At 53.8% G+C, this 20,965-nt stretch carries 19 protein-coding genes and 1 pseudogene; 6 read left to right on the top strand and 14 right to left on the bottom strand.

From position 1 onward, the window contains the following. Positions 1-21 precede the first annotated feature (21 nt). A complete protein-coding gene (ycjG, locus tag ACMGGX_RS00100) occupies positions 22-987 on the top strand; it encodes an L-Ala-D/L-Glu epimerase (protein WP_205916496.1) in 966 nt (321 codons plus the stop codon). Here ycjG and mpaA read toward each other — a convergent pair. Beyond that, positions 978-1,691: a murein tripeptide amidase MpaA gene (gene mpaA / locus ACMGGX_RS00095; protein ID WP_214575916.1), complete on the bottom strand. Its 714-nt coding sequence runs from the start codon at positions 1,689-1,691 to the stop codon at positions 978-980. The two genes, ycjG and mpaA, sit on opposite strands and share 10 nt — an antisense overlap. A 185-nt stretch (positions 1,692-1,876) precedes the next feature. Here mpaA and ACMGGX_RS00090 point away from each other — a divergent pair, with 185 nt between their 5' ends. Continuing rightward, positions 1,877-3,493, top strand: a complete 1,617-nt coding sequence (locus ACMGGX_RS00090; protein WP_420297865.1) for a peptide ABC transporter substrate-binding protein — start codon at positions 1,877-1,879, stop codon at positions 3,491-3,493. 90 nt (positions 3,494-3,583) lie between these two features. On the opposite strand, the gene ACMGGX_RS00085 is transcribed toward ACMGGX_RS00090, so the two are convergent. From ACMGGX_RS00085 to ACMGGX_RS00070, 4 genes are all read right to left on the bottom strand, one after another. Next, positions 3,584-4,147, bottom strand: a complete 564-nt coding sequence (locus ACMGGX_RS00085) for a DJ-1/PfpI family protein (RefSeq protein ID WP_214575914.1) — start codon at positions 4,145-4,147, stop codon at positions 3,584-3,586. A 217-nt stretch (positions 4,148-4,364) separates the two neighbouring features. After that, entirely contained in the window at positions 4,365-4,505 is a 141-nt protein-coding gene (locus ACMGGX_RS00080; protein WP_021240268.1) for an Ecr family regulatory small membrane protein, read from the bottom strand. Between the two features lie 74 nt (positions 4,506-4,579). Continuing rightward, complete coding sequence (locus ACMGGX_RS00075; protein WP_348561265.1) at positions 4,580-5,812, bottom strand: sensor domain-containing diguanylate cyclase; 1,233 nt, start codon at positions 5,810-5,812, stop codon at positions 4,580-4,582. A gap of 92 nt (positions 5,813-5,904) precedes the next feature. Next, a complete protein-coding gene (locus ACMGGX_RS00070; protein ID WP_420297864.1) occupies positions 5,905-8,034 on the bottom strand; it encodes a putative bifunctional diguanylate cyclase/phosphodiesterase in 2,130 nt (709 codons plus the stop codon). 456 nt (positions 8,035-8,490) lie between these two features. On the opposite strand from ACMGGX_RS00070, the gene ACMGGX_RS00065 reads away from it, so the two are divergent. The 4 genes from ACMGGX_RS00065 (at position 8,491) to dbpA (ending at position 12,628) form a co-directional block, all read left to right on the top strand. After that, the gene (locus ACMGGX_RS00065) at positions 8,491-9,633 is read left to right on the top strand and encodes a methyl-accepting chemotaxis protein (protein ID WP_348561665.1); all 1,143 of its coding nucleotides are present in this window, start codon (positions 8,491-8,493) and stop codon (positions 9,631-9,633) included. 154 nt (positions 9,634-9,787) lie between these two features. Further along, on the top strand, positions 9,788-10,771 hold the full coding sequence (gene zntB, locus ACMGGX_RS00060; protein WP_023312017.1) for a zinc transporter ZntB: 984 nt from the start codon (positions 9,788-9,790) through the stop codon (positions 10,769-10,771). Positions 10,772-11,041: 270 nt separating this feature from the next. Continuing rightward, positions 11,042-11,227: a hypothetical protein gene (locus ACMGGX_RS00055; protein ID WP_419095316.1), complete on the top strand. Its 186-nt coding sequence runs from the start codon at positions 11,042-11,044 to the stop codon at positions 11,225-11,227. 27 nt (positions 11,228-11,254) lie between these two features. Then, positions 11,255-12,628, top strand: coding sequence for an ATP-dependent RNA helicase DbpA (gene dbpA / locus ACMGGX_RS00050; protein ID WP_420297863.1), 1,374 nt, complete (start codon positions 11,255-11,257; stop codon positions 12,626-12,628). Positions 12,629-12,670: 42 nt separating this feature from the next. On the opposite strand, the gene ttcA is transcribed toward dbpA, so the two are convergent. From ttcA to ACMGGX_RS00005, 9 genes and pseudogenes are all read right to left on the bottom strand, one after another. Further along, a complete protein-coding gene (gene ttcA, locus ACMGGX_RS00045) occupies positions 12,671-13,606 on the bottom strand; it encodes a tRNA 2-thiocytidine(32) synthetase TtcA (protein WP_047741809.1) in 936 nt (311 codons plus the stop codon). 49 nt (positions 13,607-13,655) lie between these two features. Further along, positions 13,656-14,894 carry a site-specific integrase gene (locus tag ACMGGX_RS00040; RefSeq protein ID WP_182383656.1) on the bottom strand — a complete coding sequence of 413 codons (1,239 nt, stop codon included), beginning with the start codon at positions 14,892-14,894 and terminating at the stop codon, positions 13,656-13,658. A gap of 1 nt (position 14,895) precedes the next feature. After that, on the bottom strand, positions 14,896-15,108 hold the full coding sequence (gene xisR / locus ACMGGX_RS00035) for an excisionase family protein (RefSeq protein WP_014884030.1): 213 nt from the start codon (positions 15,106-15,108) through the stop codon (positions 14,896-14,898). Between the two features lie 64 nt (positions 15,109-15,172). Next, complete coding sequence (locus ACMGGX_RS00030; protein WP_095428395.1) at positions 15,173-15,415, bottom strand: DUF4060 family protein; 243 nt, start codon at positions 15,413-15,415, stop codon at positions 15,173-15,175. Continuing rightward, entirely contained in the window at positions 15,412-16,245 is an 834-nt protein-coding gene (locus ACMGGX_RS00025; RefSeq protein WP_182383655.1) for a DNA adenine methylase, read from the bottom strand. Before ACMGGX_RS00025 ends, ACMGGX_RS00030 begins: the two co-directional genes overlap by 4 nt. A 34-nt stretch (positions 16,246-16,279) precedes the next feature. Then, on the bottom strand, positions 16,280-17,365 hold the full coding sequence (locus ACMGGX_RS00020) for a RecT family recombinase (protein ID WP_182383654.1): 1,086 nt from the start codon (positions 17,363-17,365) through the stop codon (positions 16,280-16,282). A gap of 9 nt (positions 17,366-17,374) precedes the next feature. Then, positions 17,375-20,512: a RecE family exodeoxyribonuclease gene (locus tag ACMGGX_RS00015; RefSeq protein ID WP_182383653.1), complete on the bottom strand. Its 3,138-nt coding sequence runs from the start codon at positions 20,510-20,512 to the stop codon at positions 17,375-17,377. A 140-nt stretch (positions 20,513-20,652) separates the two neighbouring features. Next, positions 20,653-20,817, bottom strand: coding sequence for a YdaE family protein (locus ACMGGX_RS00010; protein WP_182383652.1), 165 nt, complete (start codon positions 20,815-20,817; stop codon positions 20,653-20,655). After that, positions 20,810-20,965, bottom strand: a pseudogene (locus ACMGGX_RS00005) (hypothetical protein); the annotation flags it as partial. The gene ACMGGX_RS00010 and the pseudogene ACMGGX_RS00005, both read right to left, overlap by 8 nt.

Below are 20,965 nucleotides of genomic sequence, written 5' to 3'. Positions count from 1 at the left end.
CCGGGCCGCAAGGAGTCAGTGATGAGAAGCGTTAAGGTCTATGAAGAAGCCTGGCCATTGCATACCCCGTTTGTGATCTCCCGCGGCAGTCGTAGTGAAGCCAGCGTGGTCGTAGTCGAAATCGAAGAAGAGGGGTTTAAAGGCGTTGGGGAATGTACGCCATACCCGCGCTACGGAGAAAGTGTCGCGTCGGTGATGGCGCATATCATGACTCTGGTGCCTGAGCTGCAAAAAGGGCTCACGCGCGAGGCGTTACAGCAGCGTTTACCCGCCGGGGCAGCGCGCAATGCCATCGACTGTGCGCTCTGGAGCCTTGAGGCCGCAAAGCAGCAGCAATCGCTGACATCCTTGCTGGGAGCGGCGCTGCCGGAGTCCGTCGTAACGGCGCAAACGGTCGTGATTGGTGAGCCGGAGCAGATGGCCGCCAGCGCAAAAGCGCTCTATGACGCCGGGGCCACGCTGTTAAAAGTGAAGCTCGACGATCGCCTGATCAGCGAGCGCATGGTTGCCATTCGCTCGGCGGTTCCCTCGGCCACGCTGATTGTTGACGCCAACGAGTCGTGGCATCCCGAGGGGCTTGCCGCCCGATGCCAGCTGCTGGCTGACCTGGGGGTGGCGATGCTGGAGCAGCCTCTGCCAGCGAAGGATGATGCGGCGCTGAAGAATTTTATCCATCCGCTGCCCGTCTGTGCGGATGAAAGCTGTCATACCCGCGAGAATTTGAGCGCGCTTAAGGGCAGCTATGAGATGGTCAATATCAAGCTCGACAAGACCGGCGGGCTGACAGAAGCGCTGGCCCTGGCGGCGGAAGCGCAGGCGCAGGGCTTTTCCCTGATGCTGGGATGCATGCTCTGCACATCCCGGGCGATCGGCGCGGCGCTGCCGCTGGTCAATCAGGTCCGTTTTGCCGATCTGGATGGCCCGACGTGGCTGGCGGTTGACGTTTCACCGGCGCTTAATTTTACCAGCGGCGTGCTTCATCTCTGAGGCTGCCAGCGCAGAAGCTCCATCATCGCGTTTAAGTATTTTTCGCTGGCTTCGTCGGAGGAAATCGGCGGGAATTCAGCGGTGATGCAGGGCAGACTCAAATCGGCGCACCAGCTACCGAACGATCCGGGTGTTTCATAGCCCACGCTGGTGACGAGCGGCAGGGCGAAAGCCTGCGCCAGCCACGCGCCCAGATCGGAGTGACGCGGATCTTCAATGCAGGCCAGCGGATCGTGGAAGGAGACAACCCAGGCAGGGTGGATCTTATGGATAAGCTGGCACAGCGCCTGCGTTTCTGGCTCAGAACCAGGCTTGTCTCCCGTCAGCAGCACCACGTCCCGCTCCTCGGCGGAGCTGTTCCAGCGATAAACCGTTTCGCCGGCACGCCAGTTTGCCGCCGGGAAATTACGGTTCAGGTCAACGCCCCTCGCATTCGCCCGTAATCCAAGCTGACAGCCGTCCGGATTGACGGCAAGAATCACGTGGTGACGTCGCAATGAAGGCGTCAGCGTCCGCAGCGCGCAGGAAAGCGTGACGATGGACGAGTTCTCATCTCCGTGCGTGCCGGCAATGATCAAACCGCTGTTGCGATCGGCATCGGGTGCCGGGAACCAGATCAGCGATGCGCCTAAAAATGAGCGGCCATATTGCTCAGCGCCCGGCGGAAAGGCTCCGCGCTCCGCTCGTGGTCGGGTGATTGCCATACGAAATCCTGATAAAGAAGTCTCTACTGGCAGTGTTGTGCAAAACTCGCTGTTAATCAAATAGTTTCCGTAACGCTTGAGAATTGCCTTAAATCACTATTCAGGCGTAAGGTATTTGCATTTCTCTGTTTCGAAACAAATAATTACGCATCTGCTTGTTACCTGAATTCATTAAAGGGGATCTTATGAAGCATCCTGTTTCGCGTCTCTGCGCTGCACTGTACCTGTGCGGACTCTCTACACTCTCGTACGCTGCTGATGTGCCCCAGGGCACGGTACTGGCGCAAAAACAGGAGCTGGTCAGGCATATTAAAGACGAGCCGGCTTCGCTCGATCCGGCAAAAGCTGTGGGATTACCCGAGATTCAGGTGATTCGCGATCTTTTCGAAGGGCTGGTGAATCAGAACGAGAAAGGGGAGCTGACCCCGGGCGTGGCGACGCGCTGGCAGAGCAACGATAACCGTATCTGGACGTTTACCCTGCGCGATAACGCGAAATGGTCTGACGGTACGCCCGTCACCGCGCAGGATTTTGTCTACAGCTGGCAGCGTCTGGTTGACCCGAAAACCACGTCTCCGTTTGCCTGGTTTGCGGTACTGGCGGGCATCAACAACGCGCAGGCCATTATCGATGGCAAAGCGGCGCCAGATACCCTGGGCGTGACGGCGGTGGATGCCAGAACTTTACGCGTCCAGCTGGACAAACCGCTCCCGTGGTTTAGCAACCTGACGGCGAACTTCGCCTTCTATCCGGTGCAAAAAACGAACGTTGAAAGCGGCAAAGAGTGGACGCGTCCGGGCGCTCTGGTGGGTAACGGCGCGTACGTCCTGAACGACCGCGTGGTGAATGAAAAACTGGTTGTCGTGCCGAATACGCACTACTGGGACAACGCGAAAACTGTCCTCCAAAAAGTGACCTTTATTCCAATTAATCAGGAATCGTCCGCCACTAAGCGCTATCTGGCGGGAGATATTGATATCACCGAATCGTTCCCGAAAAACATGTATCAGAAGCTCCTGAAGGACATTCCGGGACAGGTGTATACGCCGCCTCAGCTCGGGACCTATTACTATGCGTTTAACACGCAAAAGGGCCCGACGGCCGATGCCCGGGTGCGTCTTGCGCTGAGCATGACTATCGATCGCCGCATTATGGCAGAAAAGGTATTAGGTACAGGCGAGAAGCCGGCCTGGCATTTCACCCCTGACGTGACGGCGGGGTTCACCCCTGAGCCTTCACCGTTCGAGCAGATGTCCCAGCAGGAGCTGAACGCTCAGGCAAAAACGTTGCTCCAGGCCGCAGGTTACGGTCCTCAGCGTCCGCTGAAGTTGACCCTGCTGTACAACACCTCGGAAAACCACCAGAAAATCGCTATTGCGGTAGCGTCTATGTGGAAGAAAAATCTCGGTGTGGACGTCAAACTGCAAAACCAGGAGTGGAAAACCTATATCGACAGCCGTAATACCGGCAATTTTGATGTGATCCGCGCGTCATGGGTAGGCGATTACAACGAGCCGTCGACCTTCCTGTCTCTGCTGACCTCAACCCACACCGGTAATATCTCGCGTTTCAACGACCCGGCCTACGATAAAATTATCCACCAGGCAACGCTGGAAACCACGGCGAAAGCGCGTAATACGGACTACAACATGGCGGAGAAAATCCTCATGGAGAAAGCGCCTATCGCGCCAATTTACCAGTACACCAATGGTCGTCTGATTAAGCCCTGGGTGAAAGGCTACCCTATTAATAACCCGGAAGACGTGGCGTATAGCCGGACGATGTATATCGAGAAGCACTGATGTTTTATGAGACCTGGCGCGAGAATGCGCCAGGTCTGCAATACGCGGTACGGCTTCATCCGCTATGCGTGGCCCGATGCCGGGTCTCTGTTATTCTAATAGCGCATTAAACTTCGCCAGCCACTGCGGATGCGCGGGCCAGGCGGGAGCCGTCACCAGGTTACCGTCTACATGGGCCTGATCGATGCCGATAGCGGCGTAATGTCCGCCCGCGAGGCGTACCTCAGGCGCGCAGGCCGGGTAGGCGCTACAGGTTCGTCCTTTCAGGATCCCCGCGGCAGCAAGCAGCTGCGGGCCGTGGCACACCGCAGCAATCGGCTTACGCGCGGCGTCAAATGCCTGTACCAGCTTTAAGACGTCCTCATTTAGCCGTAGATACTCGGGGGCTCTCCCGCCGGGGATGAGCAGCGCGTCGTAGTCCTGCTCCTTTACGGTTGAAAAATCGGCGTTGAGGGTAAAGCGGTGACCGGGCTTTTCGCTGTAGGTCTGGGCGCCGTCAAAGTCATGGATTGCCGTCATGATGTAGTCGCCTTTCGGTTTGTCGGGGCAGACCGCATCCACCTGATGGCCAATCATCTGCAACGCCTGAAAAGGCACCATGGTTTCGTAATCTTCGGCGTAATCGCCAACCAGCATCAGGATCTTCTTGCTCATCTTTCCTCACCTCTATCAATAAAGATGATTAAGATATAGCCTGGCGTGGGTGAATTGCCGGAAATAAAAAAGCCCGTCAGAGCACGGGCAACATAAGCAAATGAATAAGTGATTCGTTATCAACGTTGTTGGAGGATAACGCCGCGTATTTTACGCGGCTGTAAGGGAAGCAGATACCTGACATATTCGGTAGGTGAAACAAGCGATTAAACGTGCGTTACGGTGCGTCAAAGGTCGGATAAAGGCTATTTTCAAGAAACTCGACGAGATACCAGATCTCACCGCTAAAAATAAACCAGAAGCCAAATATAATAAGGAGTAAAATAATTAAGGTGAGTATTATTTCTGTTTTTCCCATTGCGGCTTTTACCCACCTGAAGCTAATTGATTCGAGGTGGGCATTGTAGCGGGGCTTTTCCGGATACTCCAGTTTCATGCCGCAAGCACTTTATTGCGTCCGTCATTTTTAGCGCGATACAGCGCATCGTCCACGCGCTTAAACAGCTCGTCAATACTCTCTCCCTGATTGTGCCGCGCCACGCCAATGCTGACGGTAAACCGCGGCAGGCCCGGAATTGTAATGCGGGCAACGGCTGCGCGGACTGACTCGGCAATCTGCATCGCGGTGTCGAGAGAGGTGCGCGGCAGCAGGATAACGAACTCTTCGCCACCCCAGCGGAAGACCATATCGCCCTCCCGACTACAGGCTTCCAGCGTTCGGGAAAGGGCGATAAGCACCTCATCGCCTTTCAGATGGCCGAACAGGTCATTAATGTTTTTGAAATGGTCGGTATCCACCAGAAGCAGGCTAAATTGCTGCTGCGCGGGAAGTGTATTAAGGTTGCTTTGATCGGTAATCGCGTAGAACTGGCGCCGGTTGAGTAGCCCGGTCATGGAGTCACGTAACGCCGCATGTTCCAGCTCCTGCTCCAGCCTTTTTTGCTCGGTGATATCGTGGATGATGCACAGCATCAGCTTGTCACCGTAGATCTCAATGGGCCCGGCATACGTCTGAACGTGGCGGGTGGAGCCATCGGCAAGGCGGTGAACAAAATTGAGCGGCTTATGACCACCGGGCAGCGCGGCAATCGCAGTCATAATGGGCATCACATCTCGCCCCAGCGTATTGATTTCCCAGGTATGCTTACTGCACATGTCATCATGTGAATAACCATAAAAATTAAGCGCGGCCAGATTTGCATCGACGATTTGACCGTCGCGGGCCGGATCGATTAACAGCATCGGGGCGCTGTTGGTCAGAAAAAAGCGCGCATAAAAACCCTGCTTTTTCCGCCGGTAGTTAGCGGAACGGCTGGCCTTCAATCCTGAGAGTATTTGTTGGGAGATGCCCTCGAAAACAATCACATCTCCCCAGGGCGCGTAGTGGGCAAGCGAGAGGCGACAGCTTAACGGCGTATCCTGTCCATTCCGGCTCGTTGTCCAGATTTCGACGATCTCCTGCTCTGTTTTCAGTTCAGATACATACATCGACAGGACGGTTTGCGCACTGGCAGAGTAGATCCCTTTGCGCAGGTCATCGAGCGTTTTATCCCCCATGATCTGCGTTGCGGCCACATTCGCAAAAATGATCTTTTCCGACACGGGTGAAACGAGCCACACGGGTGTTTTAATTACATTCAACGCATCAAAACAAGGTTGCGACATAGGCGTTTCCTGTTCATCGACAACATGTGTCTGACAATCATGACAGAATTGACTCGCGTGTACTCCCTTGAAACATACTCCACTTAACCCCTTCAGGCATGATTTTTTTGAGAAATAAATGCGGGGTCCGTTTGAATTTTATTAATGGGTATAATCTGTTTGTCTGAGTTTATCTGCAGCAGTAGCCACGGTACCTGCTCGGCAGGTAAGGGCCGGGAGAAAAGGTAACCCTGCAGGTAATCGCAGCCGAGTCGGGTGAGAACCGCCTGCTGTTCTTCCGTCTCGATCCCTTCTGCCACCACATTCATCTCCATGGTCCGGGCGATACTGATAATGGTTTCAACCAGCTTGTAGCTTTTTTCATTTTCCAGCATCGACGTGACAAAGCTTCTGTCGATCTTGAGCTCTTTTGCCGGAAGCACGCTCAGCATCAGAAGGTTGGAATAGCCTGTACCAAAATCATCAATCGAGACAACGATCCCCGCGTGATTAAACGCATTGAGCAACTCAATGCTGCGGTCGAGATTTTTAAGCGCGGTGCTTTCCGTTACCTCAAGGATCAGCCGGGACGGGGACAAGCTATATTTTTCCAGCATCGACGAGATGATCTGGAAAATATCCGGCTGTTCAAACTGGATGGGGGATAGGTTGAGCGACAGCGTCCACTGGCTGAAACCTTGCTCAGTCCAGAAATGAAGCTGTCGGCATGCTGCTTCAATGGCCCAGTTACCAACCGGAATAATTAAACCCGTTTGCTCCAGAGACGGGATAAACAGATTGGGCAGTACAACCCCTTGCTCAGGATGTCGCCAGCGCAGAAGGGCTTCAAAACCGTGAATGGTTTTCTCTCCCGCATGCCAGGTTGGCTGGTACCACAGTTCAAACTGATCGCGCTCAAGCGCCTGAGAAAGCTCCTGCAGGAAACCGGGTTTTGCCGGGATCGCCGTTGACATCTCGGCCCGGTAAATCGCCCAGCCGTTGCGGCCCTCTTCCTTGACGCGATGAAGGGCTGCATCCGCCTTGAGCTTCAGCTCATGCAGCGTTTCGCCATCCTGAGGATAGAGGCTGACGCCCGCGCTGATCGTTGTGCTTAACGTGTGCCCGCAGACAGAAAGAGGGCGTCGCACGTCTTCAAGCAGCGCGGTGACCAGGGCGTTGAGCCTGTCGTCGTCACATTCCGGCACCAGCAGGATAAAGGCGTCGCCTCCCAGCCTTGCCAGGGTCATCTCACGCGTGAGCCGGGCCGTGATGCGCTGCGCGACCGTGATCAATAGCTCATCACCGACGCTGTGACCCCACGTATCGTTAACGCGTTTGAAGTGATCGACGTTCAGGAAAATAACCGCAAATGGCTTTTTGCTCAGCAGCGCGCTGCGCAGACAATCCTGCATGCGGAGATCCATCTGGTGGCGGTTTGCGAGCCCGGTGAGCGCGTCAAAACGCGCCTGTAGCTCAAGCTGGCGGTTGAGCTGATGCAGATTATCCGTCAGTCTGCTGGTGCGCCGGTGGGAGTCGATCAGTGAAATGATTAACATCACGCCGAGCAGGCAGAGCGTGGTGACCGACACCCAGATGGATAACCCCAGCTCGCCGATCCCGCCCGGGAGGGTATGCGCCATTTCCTGAAACTGCGCGGCACTCATGCCGGTATAGTGCATCGCACAAATGGCGGCACCCATGATGAAGGCCGCGAGAATGCGATTGATAAAGACGCCTTTGTGTTTATCCCGCAGGCGGAAAGCCAGCCACAGCGCCGTGCCGGAGGCAACAACGGCAATAACCACGGACAACCCCACGAGGCGGCGATCCCAGATGATGCTGCCATCCAGCATCAGGGCCGCCATACCGATGTAGTGCATCGACACCACGCCAGCGCTCAGGATTGCCGTGGCAAAGATCAGTCGAAAGGGAGAAAGTTTTTTGCCCGCGACGGCAATATTAAGTGCCGTGGCTGATGCAACCACCGCGACGCCCAGTGACGCAAGGGTTAACCAGAGATCGTAGCTCATCATCATGGGCATTTGCATCGACAGCATGCCGATAAAGTGCATCGACCAAATGCCAATGCCCAGCGTGACCCCACCGGCAATGCGCCAGAAGAGGGCAGCCTTTCGGCTGGAGAGGGGGATCTTTCCGGCGCTGTCCAGCGCCACAAAGGAGGCGATAAACGCCACCAGATAAGAGATAGCGATTAACACAGGGTCCCACGATATATTGAGCATTATGCAATCCCACGCCTGAGAGGGTTACCGATTTCGCCTGCCGGGTACATCTTTATCGGGCAACGAACATGCGCATTCAAACCATATTAGTTATTTATCGTGAAAAATGACCAGTCATATTAATACTCTAAAACTTATTAAGAATATAAAATATATTCTCTTGTTAATATATTAAGCATTGCTAAACAAGAACGAATGACAGTAGCAAAGCTCCTTAAATATGAAGGCGATCGTATCGTCTCACCGCGGGCGATACTATCGCTTAACATGGCTGGAGACCAGTATTACAGCATGCTGAGCAGAACATTTTCACTAATACGCTCTTTTTATCTGACTTAACGTAAATCTCAGGATGCTAACGGCGAAACAAAAAACAAGCGTTGTTTGCGATGAAAAACTTCCGGGCCAATGCTATAAGTCTAAGTGCCGACCAAAATATAAAACGTGGGTATTATCATGCTAAAAAATATTAGTGTCAGGACCTTTATTATCGGGTTCCTTTTCTTTCTTTTTTTGGTAAGTGCAGGTGTCGTTGTTCTATTTTCCAGCAATACGTCTCTCTTTATTTCGCTTAATGTCATCAATTTCGTTGCGCTATTTTTGCTCTGGGTCTATATGACGAAGTATCTTGTGACGCCGATCAATACGGTGAAGAGAAGTATTGAGGAGGTGACTGCAGGTAACCTTGGCGTATCTATCCCTGAATTTGGCAATAACTGCGCGGGCCGGCTCATCCCCGGGATCAATAGCCTTTCCGGCAATATTGCGACGCTGGTGCGCGAGATCAGGGCGTCATCGCAAACCGCCATGACCTTATCGGACCAACTCTCGGCACGTAGCGCTCAGCTATCGGTGAAAACCGAGCAGCAGTCTGCGTCTTTGGTGCAAACCGCAGCCAGCATGGAGCAAATGGCCGCGAGCACCAAAAACAATGCCGATAACACCCGCCTGGCGAGCGAGCAGGCAAATGTGGCGACGTTACAGGCGCGCAAGGGCGGTGAGCTGATGGGGCAGGTCGCCAGCAATATGCAGTCCATTACCGAATGCGCGCAGCAGATGACGGAGATTATTTCGCTCATTGACGGCATTGCGTTCCAGACGAATATCCTGGCGCTCAACGCGGCCGTTGAGGCGGCAAGGGCGGGCGATCATGGAAAGGGGTTTTCTGTCGTCGCGGAAGAGGTAAGAAACCTGGCACACCGCAGCGCGGAGGCCGCGAAGAATATCAAAACGCTGATTGAAGTCACCAGCAGTAACGTCACGCAGGGAGCCAGCGTTGTGTCACAGGCAGAGAAAAATATGCATGAAATCGTGACGGGTTCGGGGAATGTCAGCCGCTTAATGGACGACATTTCCGCGTCAACCTCAGAGCAGGAGAAAGGCATTTCTCAGATTACCCTGGCGCTATCGGAGCTGGAGCGGGTTACGCAAAGTAACGTGGCAATGGCAGAGGAACTCAACGGTTCGTCTGATGTGCTGCGTAATCAGGTGATTGAGCTGCAGACCCGAACGCGTAATTTCAGGCTCGATCAGTCATCCTTGTCCTCATCACCTGGCGGCTCGCCATCCTTCCTGCAGCGGCCAGAGCACTCTCTCTGACAGCACCTCAAAGCCTGGCATGCCAGGCTTTTTTTACGCCTCTGGCCAGTATGTACAATTCCTGAGCGATTTCAGCGCGATGGGATACATAGTTGTTGCTTAACACCTGATGAAAGCTAGACTGACACCGAAGAGCTAAAAAGGTGGAGGCGCTGTGGAAAGCATTAAAGGATCTGAACTTAACGTTCCAGACGCAGTTTTTGCGTGGGTGCTGGACGGTCGCGGCGGTGCGCGACCGCTGGAAGATAATGATGCGATCGATAGTGCGCATCCCTGCTGGCTACATCTGAACTACACCCACCCGGACAGCGCTGACTGGCTGGCCTCGACTCCGCTGTTGCCCAATAACGTGCGCGATGCGCTGGCGGGTGAAAGCCTGCGGCCCCGCGTGAGCCGAATGGGTGACGGGACGCTAATCACCCTGCGCTGCATTAACGGCAGCACGGATGAACGCCCGGATCAGCTGGTTGCGATGCGTGTCTACATGGACGACGGGCTCATTGTGTCGACCCGCCAGCGAAAAGTTCTGGCGCTGGATGACATAGTCAACGATCTGAAAGAAGGCACCGGGCCGGTCGACTGCGGCAGCTGGCTGGTGGACGTCTGTGACGCCCTGACCGATCATGCGAGTGAATTTATTGAAGAACTGCACGACAAAATCATCGACCTAGAAGATAACCTGCTCGATCAGCAGATCCCGCCCCGCGGTTTTCTGGCCCTGTTGCGTAAGCAGTTGATTGTGATGCGTCGCTATATGACGCCGCAGCGCGACGTGTACGCGCGTCTGGCCAGCGAGCGGCTCGCCTGGATGAATGACGATCAGCGACGCAGAATGCAGGATATCGCCGACAGGCTGGGGCGCGGGCTCGATGAAATTGATTCCTGTATTGCCAGAACGGCGGTGATGGCTGACGAAATCGCGCAGGTGATGCAGGAGTCGCTGGCGAGAAGAACCTATACGATGTCCCTGATGGCGATGGTGTTTTTACCGAGCACGTTTCTTACCGGGCTGTTTGGCGTCAACCTTGGGGGAATTCCGGGTGGCGCTTATCGCTACGGCTTTACCGCGTTTTGCGTGATGTTAGTTGTTTTGATTGGTGGTGTTGCATGGTGGTTGCATCGTAGTAAATGGCTGTAAATTTACGCTTTTTTGTTCTTTTACTGGGATCAAAACGCTCTTTTAATTGAGCGAAGTCAATAAACATCTACCCCGTAAGGTGCAATATTACTCCCGCAGGTGAATGCAACGTCAAGCGATGGGCGTTGCGCTCCATATTGTCTTACTTCCTTTTTTGAATTACTGCATAGCACAATTGATTCGTACGACGCCGACTTCATAGTCGGCTTTTTTTTGCCTCCTGATTCTCAGCGTCTACCCTAAAAGGGACGACAGCAAATTCTGGAGGGAATGATGAGCATCCTGAACGCTCTGCTACTGCAACAATCGCGTCAATCCGATCCCGTCCCCACCGATCCGGTGCCAATGCCCGATCCCATCCCGCGTCCGCAGCCGATGCCCGACCCGCCGCCAGATCAAGAACCGATTAAATTGTCGCATCGAACCGCGAGATCTGCGAGGATACGCGCCATCTGACCGCAAAGATGACCACGAGAGACTACTGTGACCGCTTTTTCTACCCTGAATGTTCTGCCCGCCGCCCAGCTCGATAACCTCACCGAGTTGGGTTACCTCACGATGACGCCTGTTCAGGCGGCCGCGTTGCCCGCCATCCTTGAGGGCCGTGACGTGCGCGTGCAGGCAAAAACGGGCAGCGGGAAAACGGCGGCATTTGGCCTTGGCCTGTTGCAGCATATCGATGCGGCGCTTTTTCAGACCCAGTCTCTGGTGCTGTGCCCGACCCGCGAACTGGCGGACCAGGTCGCGGGTGAACTGCGTCGCCTGGCGCGTTTCCTGCCCAACACCAAGATTTTAACCCTCTGTGGCGGACAGCCGTTCGGCGCGCAGCGTGATTCACTTCAGCATGCGCCGCACATTATTGTCGCAACGCCCGGCCGCCTGCTGGATCACCTGCAAAAAGGCACCGTCTCGCTGGATGCGTTACAAACGCTGGTGATGGACGAGGCAGACAGGATGCTGGATATGGGCTTCAGCGATGCGATTGACGAGGTGATCCGTTTCGCCCCGGCCGATCGTCAGACGCTGCTGTTCTCCGCGACCTGGCCGGAGGCCATCGCCGCCATCAGCGGGCGCGTGCAGAAAAATCCGCTCACCATTGAAATCGACAGCGTAGATGCGCTGCCCGCTATCGAGCAGCAGTTCTTTGAAACCTCGCAGCAGGGGAAAATTTCGCTCCTGCAGAAACTGCTGAGCCAGCATCAGCCTGCGTCCTGCGTGGTGTTCTGTAATACCAAAAAAGACTGTCAGTCGGTCTGTGACGCCCTGAATGCCGCCGGCCAGAGCGCATTGTCTCTGCATGGCGATCTGGAACAGCGCGATCGCGATCAGACGCTGGTCCGCTTCGCTAACGGCAGCGCCCGCGTTCTTGTCGCAACCGACGTCGCTGCGCGCGGTCTGGATATTAAATCCCTGGAGCTGGTGGTGAACTTTGAGCTGGCGTGGGACCCTGAAGTGCACGTGCACCGTATTGGCCGTACCGCGCGCGCGGGAAACAGCGGTCTGGCGATCAGCTTCTGCGCACCGGAAGAGGCGCAGCGCGCTAATATTTTGTCTGAGATGCTGCAGATTAAGCTGAACTGGATGAATGCCCCTGCTGGCGTAAGCCTTGTGCCGCTGGAGGCCGAAATGGCGACGCTGTGCATTGATGGCGGTAAAAAAGCCAAGATGCGTCCAGGAGACGTATTAGGGGCGCTGACCGGAGATGTGGGTCTGGACGGGGCGGATATCGGCAAGATTGCGGTCCATCCGGCGCATGTCTACGTAGCGGTTCGCCAGGCGGTTGCCCATAAGGCATGGAAGCAGCTGCAAAACGGGAAAATTAAGGGTAAAACCTGTCGCGTACGTCTGCTGAAATAAAGAATGAAGCGTCTCAGACGGTGTTTCTGAGACGCTAATCGCTTACTTCACTTCAAGCACGTTGAGACGTAGCTCTTCAAACTGATTGTCATCTTCTTCCGGCTGCCAGCCCGCTGGCTGCATGGGAATATCTTCCCGATCGAACGCCAGGTCCCCGCCGTTCACAACTTCTGACTCGTGGTTGATGCCTTTAAAGTCGAACAGCTCCACATCCGCGAGATGGGAAGGGACGACGTTCTGCATCGCGCTGAACATGGTTTCGATACGCCCTGGATAACGCTTATCCCAGTCGCGCAGCATGTCGCCAATTACCTGACGCTGCAGGTTCGGCTGAGAGCCGCACAGGTTACATGGAATGATCGGGAAACCTTTAGCCTGAGAAAAACGCTCAATGTCTTTTTCGCGGCAGTAGGCGAGAGGGCGGATCACAATGTGCTTGCCGTCATCGCTCATCAGCTTAGGCGGCATGCCTTTCATCTTGCCGCCGTAGAACATGTTGAGGAACAGCGTTTGCAGGATATCGTCGCGGTGATGGCCCAGCGCAATTTTGGTCGCGCCCAGCTCCGTCGCGGTACGATACAAAATGCCGCGGCGCAGGCGAGAGCAGAGTGAGCAGGTGGTTTTCCCTTCCGGGATTTTCTCTTTCACAATGCCGTAGGTATTTTCTTCGACGATTTTATACTCAACGCCCAGCTTCTCGAGGTATTCCGGCAGAATGTGCTCCGGGAAGCCCGGCTGTTTCTGGTCAAGGTTTACCGCCACCAGGGAAAATTTCACCGGTGCGCTTTGCTGAAGATTACGCAGGATCTCCAGCATGGTATAGCTGTCTTTACCCCCTGACAGGCAGACCATGATGCGGTCACCTTCTTCAATCATGTTGAAGTCTGCAATGGCTTCGCCCACGTTACGGCGCAGTCGCTTTTGCAGTTTATTCAGGTTGTATTGCTCTTTCTTTGTATTTGATTGATTTTCTTGCATTTATTACTACCTTCGGAGCCAATAGGGGCATAATAGGGGCAAAAATTTTTCAGCGTGCCAGCTTATCGTTAAGCATCAGCACCTGTTCGCCATTCATTTCTTCAATCCACGCACCGTAGACTTCATAAACCATTTGCGCGTTTTCATGCCCCATCTGGCTGGCTATGAAAGACGGGTTAGCGCCGGCAGATAACAGCCAGCAGGCAAAAGTATGCCGCGTATGGTACGGATTCCGGCGGCGAATACCAGCACGTTTTACAGCTGCGTTAAATCTGGAGCCGATACTCGATAAAGAGTAGTAGGCCTTCTGTATGCCCTTGCGCATCCTGGGCATGAAAACAAATCGCAGGTTTTGATATTCCATCGCACCATACTCACGGTGATGAAAAACAATCTCGGTTTTGGGCTGTAATGAAGTCAGCGTACGCTGTGCCTTCAAGGCCTCCAGTGCTGGCTCTAATAGCGTGATAACTCGATCACCTGCATCGGTTTTTGGTGGGACGAACATTCCTAGCGCATTAAGGTTGCGCTGTATATGAGCCGTACCTTTTTCCCAGTCGATATCTTCCCAGGCAAGAGCTGCAAGCTCTCCATGACGGACACCAGTATAAACTGCGAACGTCCACATATTGAGGCTCTGGCCACGCTCGGATTCCGCAAGCAAACTAAACTCCTGCTTCGTTAAAGGATCCGGTTTTAATTTCCCTTTGTGTAGTTTCTTGATCCCTTCAAAGGGCTTGCCACTGATAAAGCCAGATTTGTGTGCAAACCGAAGAAGGGAGCACAGAAGCGATATATAGTTGTTCACGGTACGCACAGTGCGTCCCTGTTTGTTACTTCTGGGATTTGCCAGGTAAAGTGTCTCACCGTTCAACAGCTCCTTTCTGTATTTCAGAATGTCGCTGTGGCGTATAGTTGAAACAGGCGTATCTCCGTTAATGATGTGCATTAACGTACCGAGTTGTGAGCGCGTCTTACGCATGGTATTCGCGCTAATTTCGGTTTCTTTAATGCTCGTCCACAGTTCACACAGCTCTGAAAAGGTTTGAACTGAAACAGTGGTTACGGTTTTTTTTGCTCTGGACGATGAAGGAAAGCGCTGGTGGTAAACAAACTCTCCAAGGTTGATCTCACTAACGATCACAGCCCGAAGATTCCCGGCTTTTTTGATGTTCGCCGGGGTGTTAATCCAACCTTTGAGAATTTCGCGGCAACGCTTTCCCCGGTACATAAACCAGATACAAATCTTATTGTTTCTGATTTCGACACCTGTAGGCAAAGCTGCCATCTTACGCATCCCTTATTAACTGATTAATTCTCGGATAGTTGTACCAGGTTGTGCCACGCAAGGTTTTTTCTCCGGAAGGAGAAACCCGTTTGAAATGGACACCTTCCACCCAACAGCCCTGGCGATACTTCTCAATCTGTCGTTCGGTCAGGCCTGTTTTTTCTGTGAGCCTTGCGCCAACAACCCATTCTTCGTTAAAAATTACCTGCGACATGGTTCACCTCAGGTAACCGGCATGAGTATAGATATGCCGGTCTTCAGTCGTTGATATTTCAGTTTCAGTTTGCCTGGCCGGGCAGGGAACGCAGTCGGCGCATGCCGGTCATTGCGGTGGCCACGTAGCTTGCCTTGCAGTTGATCACTTCAACCCAGACCTTCACGCCTTCCACTCTCACCGTATAGGTCTCTTTCATCTTGCTGCGCCCATAGTCACCATATCTTTGCTGGTGGGCTGCAAGTGCTATTTCACATGCCTGGCGAGCCAAAGGGGATTGCTTACTGCCTCGATTAATCAGTTTCATACTGCACGCTCCGCTTGTTGCGCCTGTGGATTAATCCATAAGCATTCAGTACGAACTTTTGTGCCACGCCCAGCGCTGATGCGTGCTCCTTTTGTAAGCTTTGCCCAACCGTTTAACATGTCGTTATACAGATCAGTGTCGTAGCCACTGATCATCACCATTCCGAGCATCGCTCTTGCCGCTGAGAGCAAATGCACGTGCTCCTCTGTAGTCATTTCATGTCTGTAATAACGGTTACCCTGTACACGGGTTTCAAGTACATAAGGTGGATCGATGTAGTGCAGTGTGGTTTCAGCATCATGAGCGTGCATTACTGCCAGAGCATCTTTATTCTCGATAATGACCCCCTGGAGGCGCTGACCTACTGCTGCCAAATTTTCCGGATAACGGACCCAAAGATGTGCAGCTGTCGCATATTTCCTTTTGCTGTCACTACGGAAGCCGGAATTACCACCGATTCCGGCTGCTGAACCGAAGCCCATGCTGGCGCGTACAATCATGCGCCTGGCCCGTTCAATCGGCTCGTCTGTCGCATCTCGGGCTGCGCAAAATTCGTCCCGAGAATAAGGTGTTAGCATGCACGCTTCCTGCAAACGTTGGTTCATCTCGACGTCGCGCAGCACGCGAAACAGGTTGACTACCTCGCCATCCAGATCGTTATAGACTTCTGCATAGCTTCGAGGTTTTTGCAGCAGCACGCCGGCTGCGCCGCCGAAAGGTTCTACGTAGCAAACGTGCTGAGGCATATGTGGGATAATCCATGAAGCAAGACGGAACTTACCGCCGTGGTAGCGAATTGCTGGATGTTTTACACAGTTCTGATTTTGCATTCCTTTTCCGGGAGGGCTGACCCTCCCGCCTCCATTAGCCTACATATTCCGGTTTCATATCCGCCAGGGTGATGCTGAACTGACCATGCAGCTCGTCGCCCAGATGGCGTTTAGACGATGCAAGAACGCGCTCTACCTCTGCGAACCGCGCAGCTGCATCGGGTTCATCTGAAGGTGGCAAGGAATTGATGGCTGCTTCGACTTTGTTCCGTGCATCAACCTGGTAATAACGCTTCACGGCCTTGTTTTTCAGCTCAGTGAACAGGGCAGAACCCAGGGTTGCTTTCACGGTTTCAATATCTGCGCGAAGAGCTTTAGCGCTATCCACATCCTGAGCCGCCTCGATGCGGTCACGAAAATCATCAGCAAGAGCATCGATGTTTTGAGCTGATTCCTGAGCCGTTTGAGTGGTAGTTACGTTGTCACCTGAAATGTCTGCGAGGCTAACGAGCTGCGCCGGTGCCGGGTTTACCTCTCGTTCTTCTCGTCGATCATCGAGCTCATCAGGGGTGTAAACGCCCAGAATCACATCCGGGCAGAACAGTCTCGCCCAGCGTTTGACGGCCAGGTACGCCAGCTGCTGGCGAGGGTCATCAGCCCAAAGGGTAGAGTTACGGGTTCGGGCCTGAGCCAGCAGCAAATCAAGTTCTCTCGGCTGATCTTCGCCTTTCAGCGTTGCGCTGATAATGATGCCGATCCCTGCTTCGTCAGCCAGGGTCCAGCCCGGGACTCGGTACTCGCCTTTGTCGCCTTTACGGATATGGAATTTCCCAACGACCTTTTCCCATGGCCCGTACCACTCATATTCAAAACGGCTGGCCAGCACGCCACTGCGTGAAATGACGGCATTAACCAGCTGCGCTTCATACCCGAGCACACCGTTAATCAGGTGCGTTTTCTGCGCCACGGCAAAGGGATTCATCTGCCACTGTGCCGCTTGCATCGCAACTGCCATGCAGTCGGCCTGGTTGCCCTGCAGGTGTTTAGGAACGGTGGCAGTGCCCTGCGCCATGATCTGCGCAAATGTACTGATGGCGTTCAGATACTGGGAATCGAACAGAGCCACGTTGGAGTTAATAACGGTGTTCTGGTCAGCAACGGTAACGTTAGTGTTATGCATAAATCCCCCTTAAGCCTGAGTGCGCAGCGCTTCGAGGCGGCGCAGGTCAAAGTCGTTCAGTTCATCGGTGTAATTGGTAGTGATCGGCGCTGGCCAGTCGCCCGTGTCGAAACCTGTGGCGATGGCGCGCATTGTTTTGCGGTACTCAAGCATGCCCAGTTCCAGCAGTTCGGTGGATGCCTCAATGATGGCGATCCAGTGGTAGTTCTCGTCTTTGTTGACGAAAATCCAGAAGAACTGGTCCAGCGCCGCGGTCTCGCAATACATAGCCGCACTGAGGTGGTAGTCCCGGTCAATGATTTCCCGGTGCAGCCTGGCGCGTAGGCTTTCTTGCTTCACGTTCCACATGCTGATGGTTTTCAGGTCCGCACCGATGCGCACGCCGTCCAGTTCAATTTCAAGGTCCGGACGTACACGCACTTCCAATCCGGTTTCGTCGTCAAAGCCGAAGTAACTCACTTCAACGGCGCGGCTTGGATGTGTCAGCAGCATGCCCGCGGTCGGGTGCGCCAGTAGTGCGGACTGAATTGCTCGCGCGGTGGCCAACTGCTGGCGGGTAACCAAAATCTTTTCGCCAGGGTTGTCGCGCCAGGCATCCAGCAGCTCGTCTGCGAACACGGCATCGGGCTTAACCGACTTAACTGCCTGGATCATGTCTGCCTTGGTGCCGGACACTTTCAGCGGCGTCGGTTTCTGCGCTTCCTGTGCGACCAGATCAGGATTGATGATCGCTAATTGCTCGAGTAGCGCATCACGGCTGCCGCTGGTTTTAACCGGCGTCTGCAGAGTGGCGTTGTACTCTTTAATGCATGCCTTCATTGCCGTTGCTGTCTGCTTCTGGCCTTCTTCAATACGCTGGTACTCAGCAGGGAGAGCCATATAGCTTTGAGCCGTTTCTTCCAGACTGGCGCCAAGCGGCACTGGAGCGGGAAGGGACGCGTTATGTTCTTCAAGTAACGCTTTAATCTCGTCAGTACTTAGCAGCGCCGGCAGGCTGGCGTTGTACGCTTCGATGAACTCGCGCAGAGTTGCGGTGGTGGTGAAAGCACCCTCTGGGATCTCAGGTTCTACGCTGAATTCTGCTTCCAGGTTTTCCGGCTGCAGTGCAAGGGCGTGCACCAGATTTCCCATGTCCAGCACTTTGGATGCTGTGCGCGGGATAGTTTTAGCCACATGGCGCGCGTTGAAGTACATCAGGCTGACGCGGGCATCTTTCACCTGGGTTGAGCTAATGCCGTTCGCTGCGTGATAAACGTCATTCGGTAGGCCTTCGTAGCGGCCAGGCTCGAAGTAAGCCGGGTATTCAATTACTGGTTCTGCTTGCTGTTCTTCCAACGCTACGGAATCTGTCTGCGAATTAGCTGCATCAGTGCTTTCGCCCGTTGGTACCGAACCAACATCTTCGTCTTTTTCTGGCTTAGCCGTTTCCATCTGCACATCGTTGGTGGTCTCCGCTGCGTTTTCCGTTTTTTCGACTTTATTTGAGGAGGTATCGACGACCGGTTCGGTATTTCCACCCATCAGGCCATCGATGGAGAAGACGCCGCTGCCGAGATTTTCAACCTGCGGTTGTTCACCTGGGGCTTCAGTCTCAACTACAGGAGTAGGCAACGGCAGTAACTCCACAGCAGAGATAAACTCAGCCGTCATGGTTTTATTAACAAACTCAAGATGAGCCGCTGGCGTGTGGTGGACGTTTTCCGGCGCGATGCGGATCAGATTGAAGATTGCCGCACGGTTCACCGCCAATATGCCTGGTTGATTGCGTAAGATTGCGCTCCATGACTTCCATGGTTCTTCTTTCTTAGCCAAGATTTCTTTGGCACGTCGTAACACGCTCGAAGGAATTTCGAAGTGGTGGAAGTCCATAGGCAGTAGGGCGCATGCGATCTCAAGATCGAGGGTGTCCAGAGTGTGATGCGCGCCTTCGCCGCGATCCGTTACGCAGCCACCGTCGGCATTAGTACCAGAATCGGTGCGCTGAACATTACTGATGCGATTACCGGCTACCCACTCGCGAACGAGAATTCCGCGGTCAATATAATCAGTCGCCGCCCAGATTCGGGTGAAACGGAGAACCAAAGCGAGTTCGTGGCGCTTCTCCTGGCTGAACACCTTGCGAATGGCGTCGGTATAGCGCCAAAGGTCTTTGGTATCGTAACCCTTCACCTCTTCGCAGTTTTCTGCCGCCAGCAGCAGGTTCTGGACATAGCTGTTGTCAGTATCCATCTCCAGCGCGCTGATACCTTCGTATTCTTCGCGGGTTAAGTGGTGACGCAGTTCGTCGGCGGTGAACTGGGCGAGTAGCTGCTTGCGGAACGGCATACGAACGACTGGATAACGTGTGGTTTCGTCATCACTTTCGTCAATCTGGATACCGTTATCAGGATCTAGATCCTTAGCAGTTGCAACGTCTTCGATGCTGGTGCTTTCTGATTTGAGAAGAGCAAGCTTTCCGCTTCTCCACTCTCTAACTAACTCATTGCGGTCACCTGCATCTACTCTCAACCAGTCGGCCATGAAAGCAGCAAGTAGCTTTACTTCGTGCTCTTCATCTGGCGCAAATACCTGCTTAATCGCCTGAACTAGTTTCCACTCAGCGTTCAGGCTGAGTTCGTCAACTTCAGGGATATCGATCTTCGCCTGTAGCAGGTTCTGGAGATAGGTGTTGCCTTCATCCAGTGACATTTCGCTGGCAGCCAGTTGCTGCTTTTTAGTGATATGTGACTGGTATTTGTCGCTGGTCAGATGGACGGCATAACGAACTGCTGGAGTGCGGTTTTCAAGCGGGACACTCTCGACGGTAGTTTCGACTTTAACGGTAGTTTCCGGTGCCGCTGTGTTGTCCATGGCTCCAGTAGACTCAGCACCAGCCTTTGGCAGCCAGGTGCGTCCATCGTCCTGCAGTTCGTAGCGTTTGCACCAGGTGTAATCCACGGTGCTTTCTTCAGGCAGATCGTTGTAAACAGGGAAATCGGTGCGAACCGGTTTGACGTAATCCTTACCGCGTCCGGTTTCAATACCGGCATCTTCTAGCTCAACATCGAGCTGCAGGTTGGCACGGGCTTCTGATTTCGCAGTGAACCAAATCACTGCGTCTTCTTTGCCAGATTTCTGCGTAGCCTTAACTACATAGAAAAATTCCATGTGAGATCCTCTTTTTTGGATGTAAGATCCCCGGGCCAGAGATAGCGCCCATTGGGTGAACTTTGGTTTTTTAAGTAGTTTTCCGGTGTAACTTTGGTCGGGAGCACCGGACGTACGGGCCGCCTTGCGCGGCTTTTACGTTATGCCTCGTGGGCCATTTGGTCGTAGGAAGCACAACGTTCAGAGCAGTATTCTTTTTCTTTGCGCGCCAGCTCTGCGCCGTTGCGATAGAGAAGGGTACTTTTGACTACTTCCTCCGGTTCAACCGGCTTGCCGCAGTACCCGCATTTTGTTGAGTTACACATCTGGATTCCCCTTTTGCGCTAGCAGGTAGCACAAGCGGCGAAGGAGTACCTCGAAGAAGTTCAGCTTTACAGCCTGCTGCCGTCCTGGTTTGCGTGCGAAATCAATCATTCTCACCCTCGTTTGCCTTATCGCCGGCCAGCGGAACGT

Source organism: Enterobacter sp. BNK-29 (assembly GCF_048684785.1).
Lineage (GTDB): Bacteria > Pseudomonadota > Gammaproteobacteria > Enterobacterales > Enterobacteriaceae > Enterobacter > Enterobacter cloacae_M.
The sequence above is the reverse complement of the archived record's forward strand: the minus strand, read 5'-3'. Positions and strand labels throughout refer to the sequence as shown.